This window comes from Nonomuraea sp. KM88 (assembly GCF_052245635.1).
Taxonomy (GTDB): domain Bacteria; phylum Actinomycetota; class Actinomycetes; order Streptosporangiales; family Streptosporangiaceae; genus Nonomuraea.
The window spans coordinates 55,191-73,140 of the sequence record NZ_JBQQCC010000023.1 but is presented as its reverse complement, the minus strand read 5'-3'; the positions used below and the strand labels follow the sequence as shown (position 1 = coordinate 73,140).

Genomic DNA, 17,950 nt, shown 5'->3' with positions numbered 1-17,950 from the left:
CACACGACCAGCAAGAATGCCCCGTAGCGATCATCGCTCCGGGGCGTTTTCATGTCCCCTGACGGCAACGTCGTCGTACGGTTCCCGTACCCGCGACTTCCAGGTTTCGCCGAGGCGTGGACACACTCTTACCGGTGCCCGACGGATCGGTCATTCGGCCGCCGGCCGACGTCGCCCCGGCGCATCGGAGTCATTGCCGTGTGCAAGCGAGGGCCATCGGTCCGCGGCCCACTCCGGCCAGCCCAGGCACCCCGGCGGCGGGTCGGGGATGTCACCGCCGCCGAGTTCGGCGGCATCTGGTGCCTGGAACTGCTTCCGCCATGCGTCGATGTCCGCCTCGCTCATCGGAAACGTCGTGTGCGGTGCGGTTGCCTGGCGGTGTGCGATCCGAGCGCGCTGGACGTCCTTGTCGGTGGGCAGGTAGACGACTTGGCAGGCTGCCCCGGACGATGTTGCCAGCCAGCGCAGTGCCGACCGTTCGTCGCGGCTCCAGAGCCCGAAGTCGAGCACGACGTTGGTGCCCACGTGCAGCGCTTGCAGGGCTAGTGCGATGAGCCGTCCTTCTAGGATGTCGCGCTTGCCGTTGGGCTGCGACCCGTCGAACAGGGAGATCATCCACTCGTCCGGGGTGAGCCGCAGTGCGCGGTGCGTCGCGGCGAGTTCTTCGGCGCGGGTGGTCTTTCCAGCGCCGGGGAGCCCGACCATCAGGAAAAGCTTGGCGGGTTCGGGCCGCACGTCGTGGTTCGGCTTCGCTTTCGCGGTGGCTGCGGCCAGCTTGTCGGTGACGGCGACGAGTGCCTCGGACGCGCGAGAGAAAGGATCTTGGCGCATGGGATGGAACTGCTGCGGCATGGATGTGCTCCTCGGATCACGCAGGACGATCCGGCAGCGCAGCGAGACACGCGATCGGCTGCCGGCGGGACTCTGATCCGGCGGTACGCCCTGGCACTGACCCCAGCGGGGGCAGGCAATGAGGCCGCGGTTCACGGCAACCGCGATACCGCCGCTAGGCGGCGGCGCGGATGTTCATAGCGGCGAAGCAACCCATGCCGCCACTATAGGCGACAGCGCCGGCATGGCCGTGGACCGCGGCTGACTTTGCCCCATAGCACGGGCTGAGGAGTGAGCTCAGCGCTTGGCGAGGTTGTACTGGATGGTGTACTGCCGCGCTCCGCAGCAGCCAGGGTGACTCGGGTTGGGAGTCCGGATCCAGAGCTGCCCGAAGGTGCTGCGGCTGCGTACTTTGACCGTCCTCATGACCGAATATGCCTTGGAACCGCCGTCGCAGATCTTGCCGTATCGGCCCCGCTGGGCCTTCCAGTCGTTCGCGTTCGCGAAGTATAGGTCAGGAAAGATGCATCCGCCCTTGGGGAAGCCGTTCTCGCGGATCACGATGGACCGCAGCTGCGCGGACTTGGAGGACTTGTAGGCCCAGGTGGTGGTCACCTTGATCGGGTACTTCCGGCCGCGGTGGTCCTTGATCGCGACATAGGTGATCACGGACTGGACCGGCCTGACCCGCTTGACGTAGCTGATTTTCTGGTCGGGTGCGGCGTGCGCGGCGGGCGCCATGAGCAGCCCCGCCCCGAGGGCGGTGGTGAGAGCCACTCCGATCGTGGGAACCCGGAGTCGCGTGAGGGGTCGCACTGATTCTCCTTCACCGTGCAAGGAATTTCTGCACGGACAATTATTGACCGATCGGAAGACACTATTGAGGAGTGCGGTCAGGCCGCCGGTCATGACGAATCATTTCTTTCGGGCGTTCATTGAGTTTTGCGCCGAAGAAACTCTATACGAGCTCGGTATATCCAGGGCACATGGCCGGCATACGGGCGCTGGATCCTGCGGGGGCCAGGCTTACGACAGTAGCCGTAGCGGTGAGGAAACGGAGCCTACGAGGCACCGCCGCGGCGAGAAGTGGCTCTATTAGGGAGCGCAAAAAATGCGCTTCAGCGCTTCGCCGCGCGACGCGACGTGATGGTCAGTTCCGCGTTAAAGCAGACCTATATCGAGCTCGTCTACCATCACGATCCATGCAGATGCCTCCGCCCCCAGGCCGCCCGCCGTACCCTCCGGGCCGGCAGGGCCAGCCAGTGCCGCCCCCGATGGGATGGTCACCACCACCTGCACCGACCCCTAACCGGACACTCGCCGGTTGTGCCCTGGTCTCGTCAGTCGTGGTCGCGGTCGGCGGCTTCCTTCCGTGGAGCCAGACCTATACGGGGTCTGAGGGGTTCGAGGATGTGACCGGATTCGACGCTGCCCATGCGGGGCCGTTCCTTGTCGCGTGGGTGGGTGCCATGTTCGCGGTCACGGCGCTGGTCGCGGGCAGGACGACGAACGAGGCCGAGATCGTACCTGGCGTGATCGGCGTGATGCTCTGCGGGATCAGCTGGATGGACACCGTCAGGAGTTCTGACGAGCTCATCGTCAGGTGGGTCAGCGACGGGCTCTTCATCTCCATGGCCGGCTCGATCGCGCTGATCGTCATCGGCGTCATGGCGCTCGTCGAGAGCCGCCGAGGTAGGGCAGCCACCACAGGGCCAGCCCGCCGATAAGGATGAGCATCTCGAGACCGGCGGCAGGATACGCGGAGACGGAGGTGTGCATGACGGCCAGTGGGCCAGCAGCGGTGCCCGGTCCACCGTGGTGAGCATCTCCCGCCATGGGACGGTCAGGTCGGCGTCGCCGTGCAGCTCATGCGTGACCTGTTCGGCGAGCGACTGGAGCCTACGGGGCCGGCGAAGCGGTCAGGGACGTGGCGCGCTGGTCGAAGAACAGGCGGGCGACCAGGTCACCCCGGGAACCGGTGCCGGACTTGGCGAAGATCGACTTCAGATGGTCCTGAACGGTGTAGGTCGTCATGTGAAGCCGGTTGGCGATCTGCCGTGTCGGCAGGCCTTGCGCGACGAGTTCGGTGACCCGTTTCTCCCGCTCCGTCAGGCCGTACATGTCGGCCAGTAGAGGCGCCATCTCTGCTGGTCGGGCCGCTTCGAGCAGCACGGCGACCGGCGCCAGCGGTCCCTCTCCCAGCAGGGACGCCCGGACGATCAGCCAACGGCCCGTACGGGTGCGGACGCGCGCCCGGGCCAGCCCGATGCCGGAGACCCGCATGCTGCCGTCGGCGATGGCACGAGCCTGGCCGGCGACGGAGCGGATCACGAGCGGCAGTCTGGTGCCGGCTCGTTCGCCGATGCCGAGTTCGTCGACCCAGTGTTCGGCCTCCCGATTGGCGAGGTCGACACCGTCGTCGGGATCCAGCACGAGCATCCCGGTGTCAGGGCGGTCGGCACAGGCATCATCCAGGAGGAGCGCCCGGCGCAGTCCGTCGGAGATCAACCCGGTCAGCGACGAGAGGAGCCGGACCTCAGGCAGCGAGAAGTGCGGGCTGCCCGTCTCGCGGAACACGGTGAGAGCGCCCCACGTACCGGTGCTGTTGGAGAGGACGATCCGGAGCTCGTCGGAATAGCCTCCGGGACGCCGGACCTCTCGCTGGCGGCGACTGAGGTCGAGATCGCCTGCGGTGGCCTCGCTCAGGCTCGCCGCCGCTGTGCGGGTGCGCGCCATGTCGACCCACTTGGTGTAATCCGGTTCGCGCAACTCGATGTCGACGAGCCGGCTGATCGAGTCCGCGGTCAGCCCGTTCTCGACGAACTCCGCCGTCGGCAGCATGGTGGCCGGGTCCATGGTCATCAGGCAGGTGCCCGCCGACGGCACCGCGACATCCAGGGCATCGCTCACCGCGCGCCAGTAGTGCTTCACGGACATGCCGCGATGAACCAGTTGTACGAGGTCGTCGCGGATCCGTCCGCGCATCGCCTGGTCGTGGACCATGGTCCAGCGTAGCCGGACCCCCAGAAATATGGGATACCCCCGAACACCGCGGTCGAGGAATGCTGGTCGCGTAAGCGGGAGGAGTCACGATGGAGACTTTGCACGTCGGGCTGCGAGTCGCAGACCTCAGGCGATCGCCGGCGTTCCACGAGGCGGCCGGGAGCGTGCCCCGGACGCCGATCACCATGTTCGACCTGCCGGACGAGAAAGGTGCCTGCGATGGCTGACGCGCCGCTCCGTCTGTACATGGCCATGTCCGTCGACGGTTTCATCGCCGGGCCGGACGACCGGGAGGGCCAGGAACTCGGGCGCGGTGGTGGGCGGCTGTTCAACTGGCTCGACGAGCGGAGGTCCGCCGGGGTCAACGGGCAGGTGTACCGCGAGGCTCTGGCCACCGGCGCCGTGATCTCGGGACGCCGTACGTTCGAGCTGGCGGGCAGGTGGCAAGGCGATCATCACGACGGCGTGCCGATCCACGTGCTGACCCACCACGTCGACGAGGGTGACGTGCCACCTGGCAGCGCGAAGTTCTACACCGACGTCAACGTGTGCGCCGCCGAGGCCAGGGAAGCCTCGCGAGGCCGTGCGGTCCTGGTGCACGGGGCGGGTGCCGCGCAGGCGTTGCTGGCGGCCGGTCAACTCGACGAGCTGGAGCTGCACCTTGTCCCCGTGCTGCTGGGAGGTGGCCGCCGGCTGTTCGAGGAGACGGGCCTCGGTCACATCGAGCTGGAGCCGGTCCGCCGGCTCGAAGGTCGCAACGCCACGCACTTGAGATACCGCATAGTTCGTTGAGAAGGAGATTCAGTGACGACCGTTGCTCTCGACAAGGTTCCCGCAGGGACCTGGACCATCGATCCGATGCACAGCACGGTCGGGTTCTCGATCCGTCATCTGATGGGCAAGGTGCGCGGAACCTTCGAGGAGTTCACCGGTTCCGTGACCACCGCCGCACGGCCGAGCGACTGCTCCGCGACCGCCACGGTCGCCATGAGCTCGGTGAACACCGGGGTCCGGATGCGTGACGACGACTTACGGTCCGCCAACTTCTTCGACATCGACCGGTTCCCCCATATGGTCTTCGAAGGTACCGGCCTGACCGAGAATGACGGGCTTTTCGAAATCTGCGGGAAGCTGACGATCCGCGGCGTCACGCGCGACATCGCCATGGGGGTCGAGTTTCTCGGTTTCGACGAGACCGGCCTGCAGGGCGAGCAGCGGATCGGCTTCTCGGCGGCGACGACGATCCGCCGCTCCGATTTCGGTGTGGGCGCCGTGGGGGAGGGCGAGAAGGTCGTCGTCGGCGACAAGGTCACCGTCCTGCTCGACATCCAGGCCGTACGCTGAATCACGGTCTGCCGTCGCCAGGCATGCCTTCCAGCGCGGTGGCTCTAGCCGAGCGAGAGTATCGAGATGAGGATCAGCAGGAACAGGAGCGCCAGCCCGCCCGCGACCACCAGCAGGGCGATCGTGCAGCCCTGGCCGTTCCACGGTTGGGGGGCGGGGCCGAGGGCGCCCCGGGCGTAGGCGAACACGGGGGCGCGGTATTCGATCTCGAACGCCATCCCGGGCTGGAGCCAGAGAGTGAAGTCCGCGGGGCCGATCTGTGCGGGAAGCAGGTAGGGCAGGTGGACGTGAAGGTGGTACTGGCCGGGCGGGAGCGGGATCACGTTGCGGCCCCACCGGCCCAGCATCGGCTGGCCGTTCAGGATGATCTTGGGGGTGATCATGGCGAGCATGAAGCCCATCCAGTGCCGCTTCACGTCGAGGACGAGCTGCGCTTGACCGCCATGAGGGCCTGCCGGAGGGCCCCCGTGAGGCACTCCATGAGGGGCGAGTGGAGGAGGCTGGTTCCACGGGTGGTGCGGGCCGGGCGGATGCATGGCGGCCATGCTAGTGCTCTCCGGACCTTTCATGATCTCCCTGCACAAGGTTGCGAAGCGTGGTGAGGAGTGCGGGCATGCAGGTCCTGGTGCTGTCCGGGCCTCCGGCGGCGGGCAAGAGCACGGTGGGGCGGCGGGTCGCGGGCACACGCGCCCGATGCGCCTTCATCGACGTGGACGACGTGCGCTCGCCGCCGGGATGGACGTCGTCATCGCCGACGTGCTGAACGAGGAGACGCTTGCGGTCTACCGGGCATCACTGCGGGACCTGCTGGTGGTGCGCCTGGAGGTGGCGTACGGGTGCGCGCGGGAGCGGGCCATGGGACGGCCGGTCCACCTCACCTGGGACGAGTTCGCGATGCTGCACCGGGAGCAGGAGTCGGTCGCCGGAGCGGATCTGTGGCTGGACAGCTGCTGGAGATGTGGGAGCCGGCGGGATAGCCGGTTCGCGGTGCGGCGGGAAGACGATCCTGGTTTGCGGCGAAGGATGGGTGACCTTTGTCCGCGACCCGGAGGCATGCTCATGACGGAGACGGCGACGTGACCGCCGACCTGGGCGAGCAAGTGACCGACGCCGAACTCGTCGCCCAGTACCGCAGGAACTCCGATCGGTTCACCGAGGTGCACGATCGGTACTTCCGTGACATCTACCTGTACGTGGCGGGCCGGCTGGACACGCAGGCCGCCGAGGACATAGCGGCCGAGACCTTTCTGCTGGCCTTCGACCAGCGGGACCGGTTCGACCCTGCACGCGGCGGGCTGCGGCCCTGGTTGTTCGGCATCGCCACCAACCTGGTCGCCAGGCACCGGCGCAAGGAGGCGCGTCACTACAGGGCGCTGTCCCGGATGGCGCCGGAGCCGGCGGCGGAGGGCCCCGAGAACAGCGTGGTCACCTCGGTCTCCGCGCAGCGTATGCAGCCCCGCCTGGCGCAGGCGCTGGCCACGCTGTCCAAGGGCGAGCGTGACGTTCTGCTGCTCGTGGCGCTGGGCCAGCTCGGCTACGACGAGGTGGCCCAGGCGCTCGGCATCTCCCCGGGCACGGTGGGTTCACGGCTCAGCCGGGCGCGTGCGAAGTTCCACGCCATCATCGACAAGGAGTCCGTCCATGGATGACGAATTGAGGCCGCTCGCCACCGTGCTGGCCAAGCCCGAGCCGCCCCGCGAGGTGGAGCTGCGCAGCAGGAACCGGCTGCTGGCGAGGATGGGCGAGAGCCCGCGCCGGCGCTACGGATGGCTCCTGCCGGGTTTCGGCATGGCCGCCGCCGCGGCGGTGATCGCGCTGGTGGTCGGGGTGGCGGTGGTCGGCACGACCTCCGCGCCGGGCTCGGGCAGGGAGGTTCTGCTCGTGGCGGCCACGAGTGCGGAAAGCGCGCCCGAGGGCTCAGGAAAGTACTGGTACACCAGAGCGGAGGCGGAAGGCAGCGACCTGGTCGTGGAGAACTGGGTCAGCCGCGACGGCGGGCGCTGGTCCAAGGGCACGCCTGCCAATCCCCACGAGGTGGGGCCCGACCGGCCGCAACTGTTCGTCCTGGGGGACGCGGAGCTGACGTGGGAGGAGCTCCAGGCGTTGCCGGCCGATCCCGGGAGGTTGACGACCTGGATCCGCGAGACCCATGAACGTGAGGAGCTCACCCCGGCGGCGGCCGAGGAGCTCGAGGATCTCGGCATGACGGCGGCCGATCAGGAGCGCTTCGCCGTCGTCCACAGGCTCGCTGCGCTGATCACGTCGATGCCGGCGCCTTCGGATGTGCGCGCGGCGGCATTCCGGGCGCTCGCCGACCTGCCGGGTGTCGAGAACCGGGGCGCGGTCGAGGGCGGCGAGGCCCTCTCGATCCCCACGAAGGTGGGGGAGATCAATCTGGTCGTGGATCCCGAGACCTCGCGGGTGAGCCGCGCCAACGTCGTCCAGGGCAACGACGGAAGCAGCCTGGGGAGCCGGAGCTCCTACCGGCTGACCGCCGAGTGGACGGATCACCTGCCCCGGTAGCGGAGGTACGCAAGCCCGACGCGGCCGGGTTCGTCTCCCTGCGGGCGGCGGTGACGAGTGCGGACGGCGCCGGGCTGACCCAGACGATCACCCGTGTCTACGCCGTCGGCTGACCGGCGTCACAGCGGCCCGGACGTGCAGACCGCTCCGTTGAGCTTGAAGACGGAGGGCAGCACGTTCGGGCCGCTGTAGTTGCCGACGAAGCCGATCGAGGTCGACGCGCCGGTGGCGAGCGTGCCGGCGCCGGGTTCGTTGACGACCTTGACCTCGCGCCCGTCCTCCGTCCAGACGCCGCCCCAGCCGCTGCCCAGGCTCTGCCACGACCTGGGCCAGGAGAAGGTCAGGGTCCAGCCGTTCACGGGGGCGCCGTTGTTGGTGATGTCGATGGCGCCTACGTAGCCGCTGGCCCAGTCGGACTGGACGCTCAGCCGCGCCGTGCAGGAGCCGGTGGCGGGCGTCGTGGTCGTGAACGTCAGCGGCGGGGATGACCAGGACAGGCCGCCGCCGCTGTCGCGGGCGATCACGTTGACCGTGTAGCGGGTGCCCGGTTCGAGGTTGTCCACGGTGAACGACGTGCCGCCGGTCTCGCCGAGCTGCTCGGTGACGGCGCCGTGCCGGCGGTGCAGCTCGTACTTGGCGATCGGGCGCGAGCCGGCTGTGGCGCGCGGCCAGGTGATGGTGGCGGTGGTGGCGGTCACGGCGGAGGCGGTGGGTTGCCCGGGCGCGCCGGGGCGGCCGGACTCGGGTGTCTCCGGGTGCAGGACGAGCGTGGTCAGCGAGAGGGGCGGGAGGGTCTGGGCGGTGGCGCTGCCCGTGGTCGTGGTGGTGATGGACGTGGCGCCGTTGGTGTGGGTCAGCACGGTGGGCGGCCCGGCGGCGGGCGTGTAGCCCTCGTAGTCGATGGTCACGGGGTGGGACGTGCCGGACGAGGTGTTGATCAGCAGGACGGCGAGGTCGCCGCCGGGCCGGCGGACGGCGTGCGCGGTGACGGCGGGCTCGTCGGTCGCCGCGCTGACGAACTGGTCGCCGGGCCGGGCGAACGCGCTCGTCATCCGCAGCGCGTGGTAGGGCGCGAAGGGCGTGTTCAGCGGCGGCTCGCAGACGCTCCCGTCGGACGTGCAGGCCGCGCTCGACAGCAGGCCGAAGTCGCCGTAGTCGGTGTGCCCCTCGACCTCGGTGACGGCGCCGATGCCGTTGTGGACGTTCCACCAGTCGACCGTGAACACCCCGTTCGCCAGCAGCGTCGCGTAGGAGTCGGCGGCGGCCAGCGCGCCGGGCTGGGTGTTGGTGCCGTTGCTGCTCGAACCGGTGTTGAACTCGGTCATCGCGATGCCGATCCGGCCCGCGTCCGGCCCCGCGTTCCGGGCGATCTGCTCGCGGGTGAGCTGGATCATGTCGGGTACGTGGCCCACCCGGTCGAGGGCGCCGGGATACCAGTGCAGGACCACGAAGTCGATCTTGGAGCCGGCGGCCGACAGGACGACCTCGTTCCAGCTGCCGGCGTCGCCCTCGGCCACGATCGCGTCGGGCCAGTTCGCGGGCGTGGTCAGCACCGCACCGATCTTGATGTCCGGGTCGACGGCCTTCATCGCGTCGGAGTAGGCGACGACGTGGCGGGCGTACTCGGCGGGGCTCTTGTCGGGGTGGTCGTCGGCCTCCCACGCGGCCCCGTAGTGGCCGTTGCCGTAGATCTCGTTGCCGATCTCCCAGTACGTGATGCCGTAGTCCTTGGTGACGTTGGCGTGCCGCACCCAGGCCGCGGCTTCTTCCGCCGTTCCCGTCCCGTAGTTGGCGGTCACCATCGCCTGGGCGCCGGTGCGCCGTACGCCGCGCATGAAGGTGTCGAAGTCGGTGTCAGGCGCGACGTAGCCGCCCGGGGCGGTGTGGTCGGCCCAGTGGTAGATGTCGGAGTAGGAGCCGCCGGGGTAGCGCAGCAGTTTCACGCCCGCGTCCTTCAACAGGTCGGCGGTCTCGTCGGAGCCCAGGTGGGTGTCCCAGATGGCATGGTTGGTGCCGATGCCCGTCTCGGGGACGCCGGCGAGGGCGGCGCGCGCGTTGACGGTCACCTCGACGGGTGCGGCGCCGGCGTACGCGGTGGGGGTGTTGAGCGCGGTCAGCGTCAGCAGGAGCGCGGACGCGGCCCGCAGCAGGGTGGTCGGCATCGGTGCACCTCGCCCGTGGACAGTGGTCATCACTCGACGCCTCCTCCTGACCAGGAGGCATCATGATCATGAGCGGCGGGCGGCGGGCTCGTCAACCGGCGATGAAACTTTCACTGGGCGAATGCACCATATGTGAGCATATGTGCCCTTTGGTGTGCATGTCATCATGGGGGACATGCTGGAGGTTGCCGGGCTGGGCGAGGTGGAGGAGCGGGCGTACCGGTTACTCGTACGGGCCGGCGAGGCGGATCTGACCGGGCTGGCCGAGGAACTGGACCTCACGCGGGAGGCCGCGGCCGCCGCGCTGGCGTCCATGGAGGGCATGGGGCTCGTCCGCGAGGTCGCGGGCGGCGCGGGCGGCGCGGGGCGCAGGTTCGCGCCGGTCGCGCCCGAGATCGCGCTCGGGCCGCGCCTGGTGCGGCAGCAGGAGACGATCGACTGGGCCCGGCAGGCGGTCGACCAGCTCGCCGAGGAATATCGCGCGAGCCTGCGCCGCAGCGACGCCGACCGGCTGATCGAGGTGCTGCCGAGCCGGGCCGCGCTGCGCGAGCAGGTACGCCACCTCCAGGACAGCGCCCGCGAGGAGGTCATGTACTTCTGCCGGGCCGGGCACGTCGTGATGCCGTCCACGGACAACACCGAGGAGCTCGAGGCGCTCGGCCGCGGCGTGGCCTACCGGGTCATCTACGAGCGGGCCCTGCTGGAGGAGCCCGGGATGGTGGCCAACGTGGCGTTCGGCATCAAGCTGGGCGAGCAGGCACGGGCCGTGCGCTTCCTGCCCGTGCGGATGATGATCGCCGACCGGTCCACCGCGCTGCTCCCCCTGGTGCAGTACGCCGGCCGGACCACCGAGCCGACCGCCGCCCTCGTGCGCGGGAGCAGCCTGCTGGAGGCGCTGATCGCGTTGTTCGAGGCCCAGTGGGAGCGGGCCACGCCGATCAGGTTCCTGGAGGACGGGCAGGTCACCGACAGCGCGCCCGGCTGCCCCCTGGACGCCGACGAGCTCTACCTGCTCTCGCTGCTGGTCGCCGGGGTACCGGAGAAGTCGATCGCCAGCCAGCTCGGGCTCAGCCTGCGTACGGTGCAGCGCCGCGTCTACCACCTGATGCGGCTCGCGGGCGCGCAGACCAGGATGCAACTTGCCTGGCATGCGGCCCGCGAGCGCTGGTTGTGACTACTTCACCCCGTACGCCCGGGTGACGGTCTGCTCGAACCGCTCGCCCGAGGCGCCGGTCGCGACGACCCTCAGCGACACCCCGGTTCCGGTCTTGCGATGCGAGACGAGCGCCTTGTACCGGCCCTGGCCGAGGGGGAGGAGCGGCAGCTTGCGCCAGGTCCTGCCGTCGTCATACGACATCTCCGCGGTCAGCTTCCTCGCGTCCCGCGCGGTGAAGCCCAGCGCGACCGGCAGCGCACGGTGCACCTTCCCTTCCAGGTCGGCGGGCACGTCGTAGTCCACGCCGAGCAGCGGCAGCCGCTGCTCGTCCGCCGGCCGGGCGGACCTGAACGTCCAGGAGCTCTCGGTGGCCGTGGCGTAGCGCCACTCCTCCGAGGTCCGGGTCGTGGACAGCTCCAGGCGGTACTCGGCGTCACCCTCCACGGCGGCGATGTCGCCCCGCAGGTTCTTGCGCTCCTCCACCAGCTCGCCGTCGCGGTAGACGCGGGCCGCGGTGGTGTCCTTGTCGTTGCTCCCGCCCGCGTTGCCGTAGTGGCCGTCGGCGTCGACGAACTCGGGCACCTGCACCGACAGCACGTCCCCCGTGCGGGTGGCGGCCGTCACGGCCGGGCGTACGACAGGGGCGAACCACCGTTCGCTGGCGATCTCGCCCGCCCGGTACGTCCTCGGCTGGTCGGTCAGGCCGCCGCGCAGCCGGCTGCTCGACTCCCAGGTGAGCGTGTGCTGGACCACGTGCTGCCACCGGGTGTCGCCCGAGCTGACGTACTCGGCCCTGCGCAGCGGGGTGCGCACCACACGCTGCGTCTCCATCTGCAGGCCCAGGTCGTACGTCTGCCACGGCCGCCAGCCGAACCGCTGGTCCTTGCCGTACGAGCCGCCGCCGGACTCCTGATAGCCGGCGTCGACCCTGGCGGTGTTGCGCCAGCTGACCTCGTGCACGATCCGCTCGGGCACCCGGCCGGAGGAGACCTGCATGACCTCGTACAGGTAGGGGGTCGCGAACTGGCCGGTCACGTCGAGCACGGCACGGCCGGCGCGCGTCCTGTCCAGCAGCGCCTGGCCGCGGTCGTGCGTGATCAGCAGCGTGGGCAGCGGGTCGCGGTCGCCTGCCGGCGTCCACGGCTGCCACATGGCCCGGCCGTCGGGCCCGACGACGACCACCGCCGCCGCGCCGGCCGCGGCGATGTCCTTCAGCTTGCTCGTCCAGTCGCCGAACGACGAGCTGGTGACGACGACCGCCTTGCCCTTGACGTCGATCCCGCTCACGTCGCCCGAGCCGCCGTCGACCAGCGGCCAGCGCTTCCTGCCGTCGATCTCCGGCGAGCGGATCGCAGGGCGGACCACCAGCGCGTCGCGGCCCAGCCGGGCGCTCACCCGGGGCGCGGCCAGCTGCCAGCGCGAGGAGAACTCGAAGGTGCCGTTGCGCACCGGCGCGGTGGGGGTGACCGCGAGCCCGTCGACCGAGGGGAAGTTCATCGAGGCCAGCGTGATCGTGCGGGAGCCGTACGTGCGGTGGGTGAAGTAGGTGGAGATGCCCTCCTGCATCACCTCCTGAGAGGTCCTGATCTCGATGGGCACGGCGGTCCTGGCGTCGAGCACGATCTCCATGTCCGACGTGACCGGCAGTTCGGGGTTGAGGACGAGGGAGTCGACGGGCAGCTCGTCGTTCGTCTCACCCATGATCGCCTGCATGTGGTACGTGCCCTCCGGCACCTCCGCCGTCCAGCCCTCCTGCTCGCGCAGGATGTAGCCCAAGGCGTCGTCCCTGGCGGCGGCGCCGTACATGGTGATCAGCGGCACGCGGGCGGGGCTGCCGTCCCGCTCGACGCCGGTGAAGTGCACCTTGTGAATCTTGCCGCGCCGGGTCAGCGCGAGCGTGGTGTGCGCGGCCACCGAGCCGTCCGCCGTGGTGGCGGTGACGTAGCCGACATGCCTGCCGTGCACCAGCTTGGTGAGGTCCACGGTGGTCTCGACGGTCGCGCTCGCCCCGGCGCCCACCGTGAGGGTCGTCGCCGACAGGTTCACGGCTCCCTCGCCTGGGGCGTCGCCGTCCAGGTTGCTCAGCGTGGCGGCGACCGTCAGCGAGACGGGCTCCTCACCGGTGTTGGTGTAGGTGATGGTGCCGCCGGGGGTGCCGGCGCCGCCGTCCTCGTGCACGCCCATGCTGAGCGACGCGGTGGCCGAGACCGCCTGCCGCACGGCGCGGGCCACGTCGAGGCGGCCACCGCCCTGCTCGTACGGCGTCTGTCCCTCGACGGTCTTCGCCGTGGACACCAGGGCGTCCTTGAGCTGCCCGGCCTTCCACTCCGGGTGGCGCTGGGCCAGCACCGCCGCCGCGCCCGCCACGTGCGGCGTGGCCATCGACGTGCCCGACAACTTCGTGTACCGGTCGTCGACCGGCGTGCCCAGCCCGGTGCCCGCCGCCCGCGCGGCGACGATGTCCACGCCCGGGGCGGTGATGTCCGGCTTGAGCGCCTCGTCCAGGCGCGGGCCGCGGCTGGAGAACGGCGCCAGCGCGTCGTTCCTGTCGACCGCGCCGACGGTCAGCGCCGAGGTGGCGGCTCCCGGCGAGCCCACCGAGTAGTCGTCGCCGTCGTTGCCCGCGGCGATGACGAACAGGCTGCCGGTCTCCTCGGTCAGCACGTCCACCGCCTTGCTGAGCGGGTCGGTGCCGTCGGTGGGGCCGCCGCCGAGGCTCATGTTGACGATGTCGGCGCCGTTCTCCCGCGCGGCCCACTCCATGCCCGCGAGGACCTGCGACTCCAAGCCGCGGCCGTCGGCGTCCAGCACCTTTCCGATGACCAGCTCCGCGCCGGGCGCGACGCCCTTGCGCAGCCCGCCGGACGCCTCGCCGGTGGCCGCGACCGTGGCGGCGACGTGGGTGCCGTGGCCGTGCTCGTCCTTGGCCGAGGGGTCGTCGGTGAAGTTGCGGGTCTCGGTGACCTTGGCCGCGACGTCGGGGTGGGCCTCGTCGATCCCGGTGTCCAGGACGGCGACCTTCACCCCCTTGCCGTCGTACCCGTCCTGCCAGGCCTGCGGCGCTCCCACCTGCGGGACGCTGTGCTCCAGCGACGCGGTGACCTTCCCGTCGAGCCAGATCTTGGCCAGCCCGTCGCGCAGCCGCGGCTCGCCTCCGCGAGCTCCGGCGCGCTCGGCTCCCCAGAGCACGGGCAGCGCGTCCTTGTCCGCCCGCAGGGTGCGCGCGTTGACGCTCTTCAGCGTGACGGCCTGCTTGCTCTCCTTGTACGCCAGAATCAGCGGCAGGACGTCGCTGCTCTCGTCGTCGTACCCCTGCTCGATCAGGTCGCCGACCGAGAACAGCCGTTGGTCCATGAGCCCCTGCGAGAGGTAGGGGACCATGTCGGCGGGGGTGACCACGAGGTCGCCGTTCTCCTCCTTGGTGAAGAACCTGACGTCCTCGCGGCCCTTGCCGGGCTGCACGGTCGCCGCGCGCTTGCCGCCCGCGAACTCCTGGACCGTCACCACGTCACCGGTGATCAACGTCACCCGGTGCGGGTCTGAGCCGGCCGCCGGCTCGGGTGCCGCGGCGTGCGCGGGCACCGGTACGGCAATCATCGCCAGGCCCGCGCCGACGGCGGCGAGGCGGGTGATCCATCGCATGAACGAACCGATCTGTCTGTGGGGGTGACCCGGGTTTCACTCGTTCATGAGAATGGAGCATCGCGCCTGTTCGCAGGGCATGTGCCGCGTGAGTAAACAACGACATGTCGTCAAAACGACATCCGAAGGGGTCAGGCGCACTCGGTGTTGCGCGGCGGGAGCTTGCGCGTGGTGACGTACGCGCTGACGTGGTCGATGACGCAGGCGTTCGCCATCGCGGCGAAGAGGTTGTGCCCCGGGCCGTCAAATTTGATCATCCGGCTGCCCCTGACCTGCTCGACCACCCGTGACGTCGGCGCGTAGTCCAGCCACGTCCCTGCCCCCAGCATCGGCGGCAGCTTCCGGGGCAGCGGCGACGGCGGGTTGGCGACCTGCGCGGGCCAGCCCGCGCAGGTGAGCGGCGCGTGCCAGGCCAGCGGGAACGCGGCCCCCATGCTCGGCGCGACCTTCCGCAGGCGCCTGATCGTGCGCGCCAGCTTCCGCTGGCTTTCCGGCCTGGGGAAGTCGAGGCACTCCTTCACCCCGCCGCCCATGAGGGCCGGGTACGGATCCCGCCCACCCGGCGCGAACCCCGAGGCGTCGCCGCCCTCCGCCGCCTTGATGGCCGCCAGCAGGCCCTCCCACTCGGCGGGACCGCGTTTCCCCTTCTGGGTGGCGAGCAGGCGCAACTGCGTGCCGTCGTAGCGGGCCTTCACCTTCGGGGCGGGGATCGGCTCCTTGGCGGCCCTGGCCACCAGCTCGCGCCAGCGCCGCTCCGTGCCCTTGGGCGCCCAGGCGAAGAACCGGTCCATCAGCCGCTCGTTGTCGCGGGCGATGGCGGTCAGCTCGCGCTCCCAGTCGCGGGTGCTGTGGTTGCCGGTGCCGTCGACGTACATGGTCCGCACCCGTTCGGGGAACTGCCGGGCGTACGCCTGGGCGATGGTGCCCCCGTACGAGGTGCCGATGAAGTTCATCGTGTCCTCGCCGAGGGCGCGCCGGATGGCCTCGGCGTCGCGGGCGTCGCTCGCGGAGTCCATGTGGTCGAAGAGCTCGGGATCCGTGTTCCGGCACCGGTCGCCTCTGGCCCTGTTCGCGGCGGCGAGTTCGTCCAGCCCGGCCTGGTCGTCGGGGAAGGCGGGGGTGCGCAGCGGGCCCCAGTCGCACTGGAGCACCGGCTTGCCGAGCCCGGGGTAGCCGCGCGGGTCCCACGTCACGACGTCCATCGACTTCCGGATCTCGGCGAAGATCTTCCCCCAGGACCGCATGATGGCGATCTGGTCACCCTGCGGGCCGCCGAAGTTGATCATTACGGTGCCCTTCTTCTCGCCGGTGGCGGGCAGCCGGGCCACCTTCAGGGTGAGCTTCCTGTCGCTGCCGGGGGCGATCGCGACGGGCAGGTCCGCGCATTGGAGCTCGGACTCGGTGTCCCCCGGGCAGGCGGCCCACTGGAGGTCCTGCGCGGCCGGGGCGGGTGTGGTGAGCACGGTGAGTGCCAGCAGAGTTCGGATCACGCCGGCACGCTACGGACCGTTCGGTCCGCCCGTCTGCCGCCGGAAGTCGCCGGACGTCGTTCTCCAAAGTTGACGAAAGCCGTCGGGTGCCGATGAGTAAGGTGAGGCGTATGGCCTGGGTTGTGGCGGTCGCGGCCGCCGATACGGCGCTGTTGTGGCTGGCCGGGACGGAGGGCTGGGTGCTGGCCGCGTTCGCTGCGGTGACGGGCCTGGCCATGGCGGTGTCCCCGCGCAGGCCACTCGCCGCGTTCCTGGCGGCCCTGAGCCTGGCGGTGCTCACCGGCGGTTCGTACGCCCTGCTCGTCTGCACCGGCTACCAGGCCGGGCGCCGCATGTCCGCGCGGCGGGAAACGATCGTGGCGTTCGCCGCGACCGTCGCCCACCTGGGCGCGATCCTGATGATCGCGCAGCGCACCGCGCTGGCGCCGGAGCCGTTCGTGGTGCTGGCCCGCGCCGGGGTACTGACGGCGCTACCGGTGCTGGCCGGTCGCTACCTCGCCCAGCAACGCGAGCACCAGCGCAGGGAACGGGAGCTCATCGCGGAGCGCGAACGGCTGCGCATCGCCCGCGACATGCACGACTCGCTCGGCCACCTCCTCGGCCTGGTCTCCGTGCAGGCAGCCGCGCTGGAGATCGCCGCTCTGCCCGCCGAGCAGCGCGGCGCCGTACGCAGCCTGGCGGGCACGGCCCGTACGGCCATGGCGGAGCTGCACGAGGTGGTCGGCGCGCTGCGCCACGCGGACCGGCCGGGCGTCGAGGGCATCGACGAACTCGTGGCCAGGGCCGCGGCCGCGGGGCTCGCGGTGACGGTCGAGCGGTCCGGTTCGGCCGCGCCGCTCGCGAAGCCGGACGCCGGGCACGCCGCCCACCGGGTCGTCCAGGAAGGGCTGACCAACGCGGCCAGGCACGCGCCCGGCGCGCCGATCCGCGTGTCGCTCGACTGGCAGCCCGACGCCCTCCTGGTCAGCGTGGCCAACCCGGCCGTCACCCGCACCGGGCAGGCGACGCCGGGCGGCGCCGGGCTGGCCGGGCTGTCCGAGCGGGTGCGCGCGGCGGGTGGGCTGCTGCGGGTGCACGCGGAGCCGCATGAGTTCCGGCTGGTCGCGATGTTGCCGCTGGCCCAGGACACGGTGGGGGCGCCGGCGTGATCAGGGTGCTGATCGCCGACGACGAGCCGCTCATCACGGCCGGCATCCGCGCCGTTCTGGAGTCGGCGGGCGACATCGAGGTGGTGGCGTGCGCGGGCGACGGGCGGGCGGCGGTGCTCGCCGCCCGCCGCCTGAACGTGGACGTGGCGCTGCTCGACATCGCGATGCCGGTGCTCGACGGGCTGGCCGCGGCGGCGGAATTGGGGGAGACGCGGGTGGTGATGCTGACCGCGTTCGGCGACGAGGAGAACGTACGGCTGGCGCTCCAGCGGAACGTTTCCGGATTCATCCTCAAAAATTGTGAGCCGGCGGAATTGATTAGGGCAGTCCGTGCCGCGCACGCGGGACAGGCGTACCTCTCACCCGAGGTGACGCGCCACGTTCTGGGCATGGTCGCGTTCGACGCGGGCGAGCGCGACCACGACGCCGAGCGGCGGCTGGCCGCGCTCACCCCGCGCGAGCTCGACGTGCTCAGGCAGGTGGCGGAAGGGCTGTCCAACGCCGAGGTCGGCAGGCGCGTCCACATGAGCGAGGCGACGGTCAAGACCTACGTGAGCCGCATCCTGACCAAGCTCGGCTGCGCGAACCGCGTCCAGGCGGCGCTGCTGCTCCGCGACGCCGCCTCCTGAAGTTTCATCCGTCGAACGGGCC

19 protein-coding genes are annotated in these 17,950 nt (G+C 70.5%); 12 read left to right on the top strand and 7 right to left on the bottom strand.

The window, feature by feature from the left end; genetic code table 11:
• Positions 1 to 150 precede the first annotated feature (150 nt).
• Positions 151 to 852, bottom strand: coding sequence for an AAA family ATPase (locus tag ACTWPV_RS43095; protein WP_443156204.1), 702 nt, complete (start codon positions 850 to 852; stop codon positions 151 to 153).
• Positions 853 to 1,128: 276 nt separating this feature from the next.
• The gene (locus tag ACTWPV_RS43090; RefSeq protein ID WP_443156203.1) at positions 1,129 to 1,647 is read right to left on the bottom strand and encodes a hypothetical protein; all 519 of its coding nucleotides are present in this window, start codon (positions 1,645 to 1,647) and stop codon (positions 1,129 to 1,131) included.
• 653 nt (positions 1,648 to 2,300) lie between these two features.
• On the opposite strand from ACTWPV_RS43090, the gene ACTWPV_RS43085 reads away from it, so the two are divergent.
• A complete protein-coding gene (locus tag ACTWPV_RS43085; RefSeq protein WP_443156202.1) occupies positions 2,301 to 2,558 on the top strand; it encodes a hypothetical protein in 258 nt (85 codons plus the stop codon).
• A gap of 172 nt (positions 2,559 to 2,730) precedes the next feature.
• On the opposite strand, the gene ACTWPV_RS43080 is transcribed toward ACTWPV_RS43085, so the two are convergent.
• Complete coding sequence (locus ACTWPV_RS43080) at positions 2,731 to 3,834, bottom strand: helix-turn-helix transcriptional regulator (protein ID WP_443156201.1); 1,104 nt, start codon at positions 3,832 to 3,834, stop codon at positions 2,731 to 2,733.
• 89 nt (positions 3,835 to 3,923) lie between these two features.
• Between ACTWPV_RS43080 and ACTWPV_RS43075 the strand changes: the two genes are divergently transcribed.
• The 3 genes from ACTWPV_RS43075 to ACTWPV_RS43065 are packed head-to-tail and all read left to right on the top strand — an operon-like array spanning position 3,924 to position 5,178.
• On the top strand, positions 3,924 to 4,061 hold the full coding sequence (locus tag ACTWPV_RS43075) for a hypothetical protein (RefSeq protein ID WP_443156200.1): 138 nt from the start codon (positions 3,924 to 3,926) through the stop codon (positions 4,059 to 4,061).
• Entirely contained in the window at positions 4,054 to 4,626 is a 573-nt protein-coding gene (locus tag ACTWPV_RS43070) for a dihydrofolate reductase family protein (protein WP_347650173.1), read from the top strand. The genes ACTWPV_RS43075 and ACTWPV_RS43070 overlap by 8 nt, the downstream gene beginning before the upstream one ends.
• 12 nt (positions 4,627 to 4,638) lie before the next feature.
• On the top strand, positions 4,639 to 5,178 hold the full coding sequence (locus tag ACTWPV_RS43065) for a YceI family protein (RefSeq protein ID WP_443156199.1): 540 nt from the start codon (positions 4,639 to 4,641) through the stop codon (positions 5,176 to 5,178).
• Positions 5,179 to 5,222: 44 nt separating this feature from the next.
• On the opposite strand, the gene ACTWPV_RS43060 is transcribed toward ACTWPV_RS43065, so the two are convergent.
• On the bottom strand, positions 5,223 to 5,594 hold the full coding sequence (locus ACTWPV_RS43060; protein ID WP_443156198.1) for a hypothetical protein: 372 nt from the start codon (positions 5,592 to 5,594) through the stop codon (positions 5,223 to 5,225).
• A 197-nt stretch (positions 5,595 to 5,791) separates the two neighbouring features.
• Here ACTWPV_RS43060 and ACTWPV_RS43055 point away from each other — a divergent pair, with 197 nt between their 5' ends.
• Genes ACTWPV_RS43055 through ACTWPV_RS43035 form a run of 5 tightly spaced genes read left to right on the top strand, consistent with a single transcriptional unit; the run spans position 5,792 to position 7,814 of the window.
• Positions 5,792 to 5,941 (top strand): hypothetical protein, encoded by a 150-nt coding sequence (locus tag ACTWPV_RS43055; protein WP_443156197.1) that lies wholly within the window; start codon positions 5,792 to 5,794, stop codon positions 5,939 to 5,941.
• The gene (locus tag ACTWPV_RS43050; RefSeq protein ID WP_443156196.1) at positions 5,914 to 6,258 is read left to right on the top strand and encodes a hypothetical protein; all 345 of its coding nucleotides are present in this window, start codon (positions 5,914 to 5,916) and stop codon (positions 6,256 to 6,258) included. Before ACTWPV_RS43055 ends, ACTWPV_RS43050 begins: the two co-directional genes overlap by 28 nt.
• Positions 6,255 to 6,827 carry an RNA polymerase sigma factor gene (locus tag ACTWPV_RS43045; protein WP_443156195.1) on the top strand — a complete coding sequence of 191 codons (573 nt, stop codon included), beginning with the start codon at positions 6,255 to 6,257 and terminating at the stop codon, positions 6,825 to 6,827. Before ACTWPV_RS43050 ends, ACTWPV_RS43045 begins: the two co-directional genes overlap by 4 nt.
• The gene (locus tag ACTWPV_RS43040; RefSeq protein WP_443156194.1) at positions 6,820 to 7,701 is read left to right on the top strand and encodes a CU044_5270 family protein; all 882 of its coding nucleotides are present in this window, start codon (positions 6,820 to 6,822) and stop codon (positions 7,699 to 7,701) included. Before ACTWPV_RS43045 ends, ACTWPV_RS43040 begins: the two co-directional genes overlap by 8 nt.
• Positions 7,677 to 7,814, top strand: a complete 138-nt coding sequence (locus tag ACTWPV_RS43035) for a hypothetical protein (RefSeq protein WP_443156193.1) — start codon at positions 7,677 to 7,679, stop codon at positions 7,812 to 7,814. Before ACTWPV_RS43040 ends, ACTWPV_RS43035 begins: the two co-directional genes overlap by 25 nt.
• Before the next feature lie 6 nt (positions 7,815 to 7,820).
• Here the strand turns inward: ACTWPV_RS43035 and ACTWPV_RS43030 are convergent, their stop codons facing one another.
• Positions 7,821 to 9,863, bottom strand: a complete 2,043-nt coding sequence (locus ACTWPV_RS43030) for a cellulose binding domain-containing protein (protein WP_443156192.1) — start codon at positions 9,861 to 9,863, stop codon at positions 7,821 to 7,823.
• A gap of 175 nt (positions 9,864 to 10,038) precedes the next feature.
• Here ACTWPV_RS43030 and ACTWPV_RS43025 point away from each other — a divergent pair, with 175 nt between their 5' ends.
• Positions 10,039 to 11,037: a helix-turn-helix domain-containing protein gene (locus tag ACTWPV_RS43025; protein ID WP_443156191.1), complete on the top strand. Its 999-nt coding sequence runs from the start codon at positions 10,039 to 10,041 to the stop codon at positions 11,035 to 11,037.
• Here the strand turns inward: ACTWPV_RS43025 and ACTWPV_RS43020 are convergent, their stop codons facing one another.
• A complete protein-coding gene (locus ACTWPV_RS43020; RefSeq protein ID WP_443156190.1) occupies positions 11,038 to 14,661 on the bottom strand; it encodes a S8 family serine peptidase in 3,624 nt (1,207 codons plus the stop codon). It lies immediately after the preceding gene.
• A gap of 131 nt (positions 14,662 to 14,792) precedes the next feature.
• The gene (locus ACTWPV_RS43015) at positions 14,793 to 16,151 is read right to left on the bottom strand and encodes an alpha/beta hydrolase (RefSeq protein ID WP_443156189.1); all 1,359 of its coding nucleotides are present in this window, start codon (positions 16,149 to 16,151) and stop codon (positions 14,793 to 14,795) included.
• A gap of 110 nt (positions 16,152 to 16,261) precedes the next feature.
• On the opposite strand from ACTWPV_RS43015, the gene ACTWPV_RS43010 reads away from it, so the two are divergent.
• Together ACTWPV_RS43010 and ACTWPV_RS43005 are read left to right on the top strand one after the other, a co-directional pair.
• Positions 16,262 to 17,299, top strand: coding sequence for a sensor histidine kinase (locus ACTWPV_RS43010; RefSeq protein WP_443156188.1), 1,038 nt, complete (start codon positions 16,262 to 16,264; stop codon positions 17,297 to 17,299).
• Positions 17,296 to 17,928, top strand: a complete 633-nt coding sequence (locus ACTWPV_RS43005) for a response regulator transcription factor (RefSeq protein WP_347650184.1) — start codon at positions 17,296 to 17,298, stop codon at positions 17,926 to 17,928. Before ACTWPV_RS43010 ends, ACTWPV_RS43005 begins: the two co-directional genes overlap by 4 nt.
• The last annotated feature ends 22 nt before the right edge of the window (positions 17,929 to 17,950 follow it).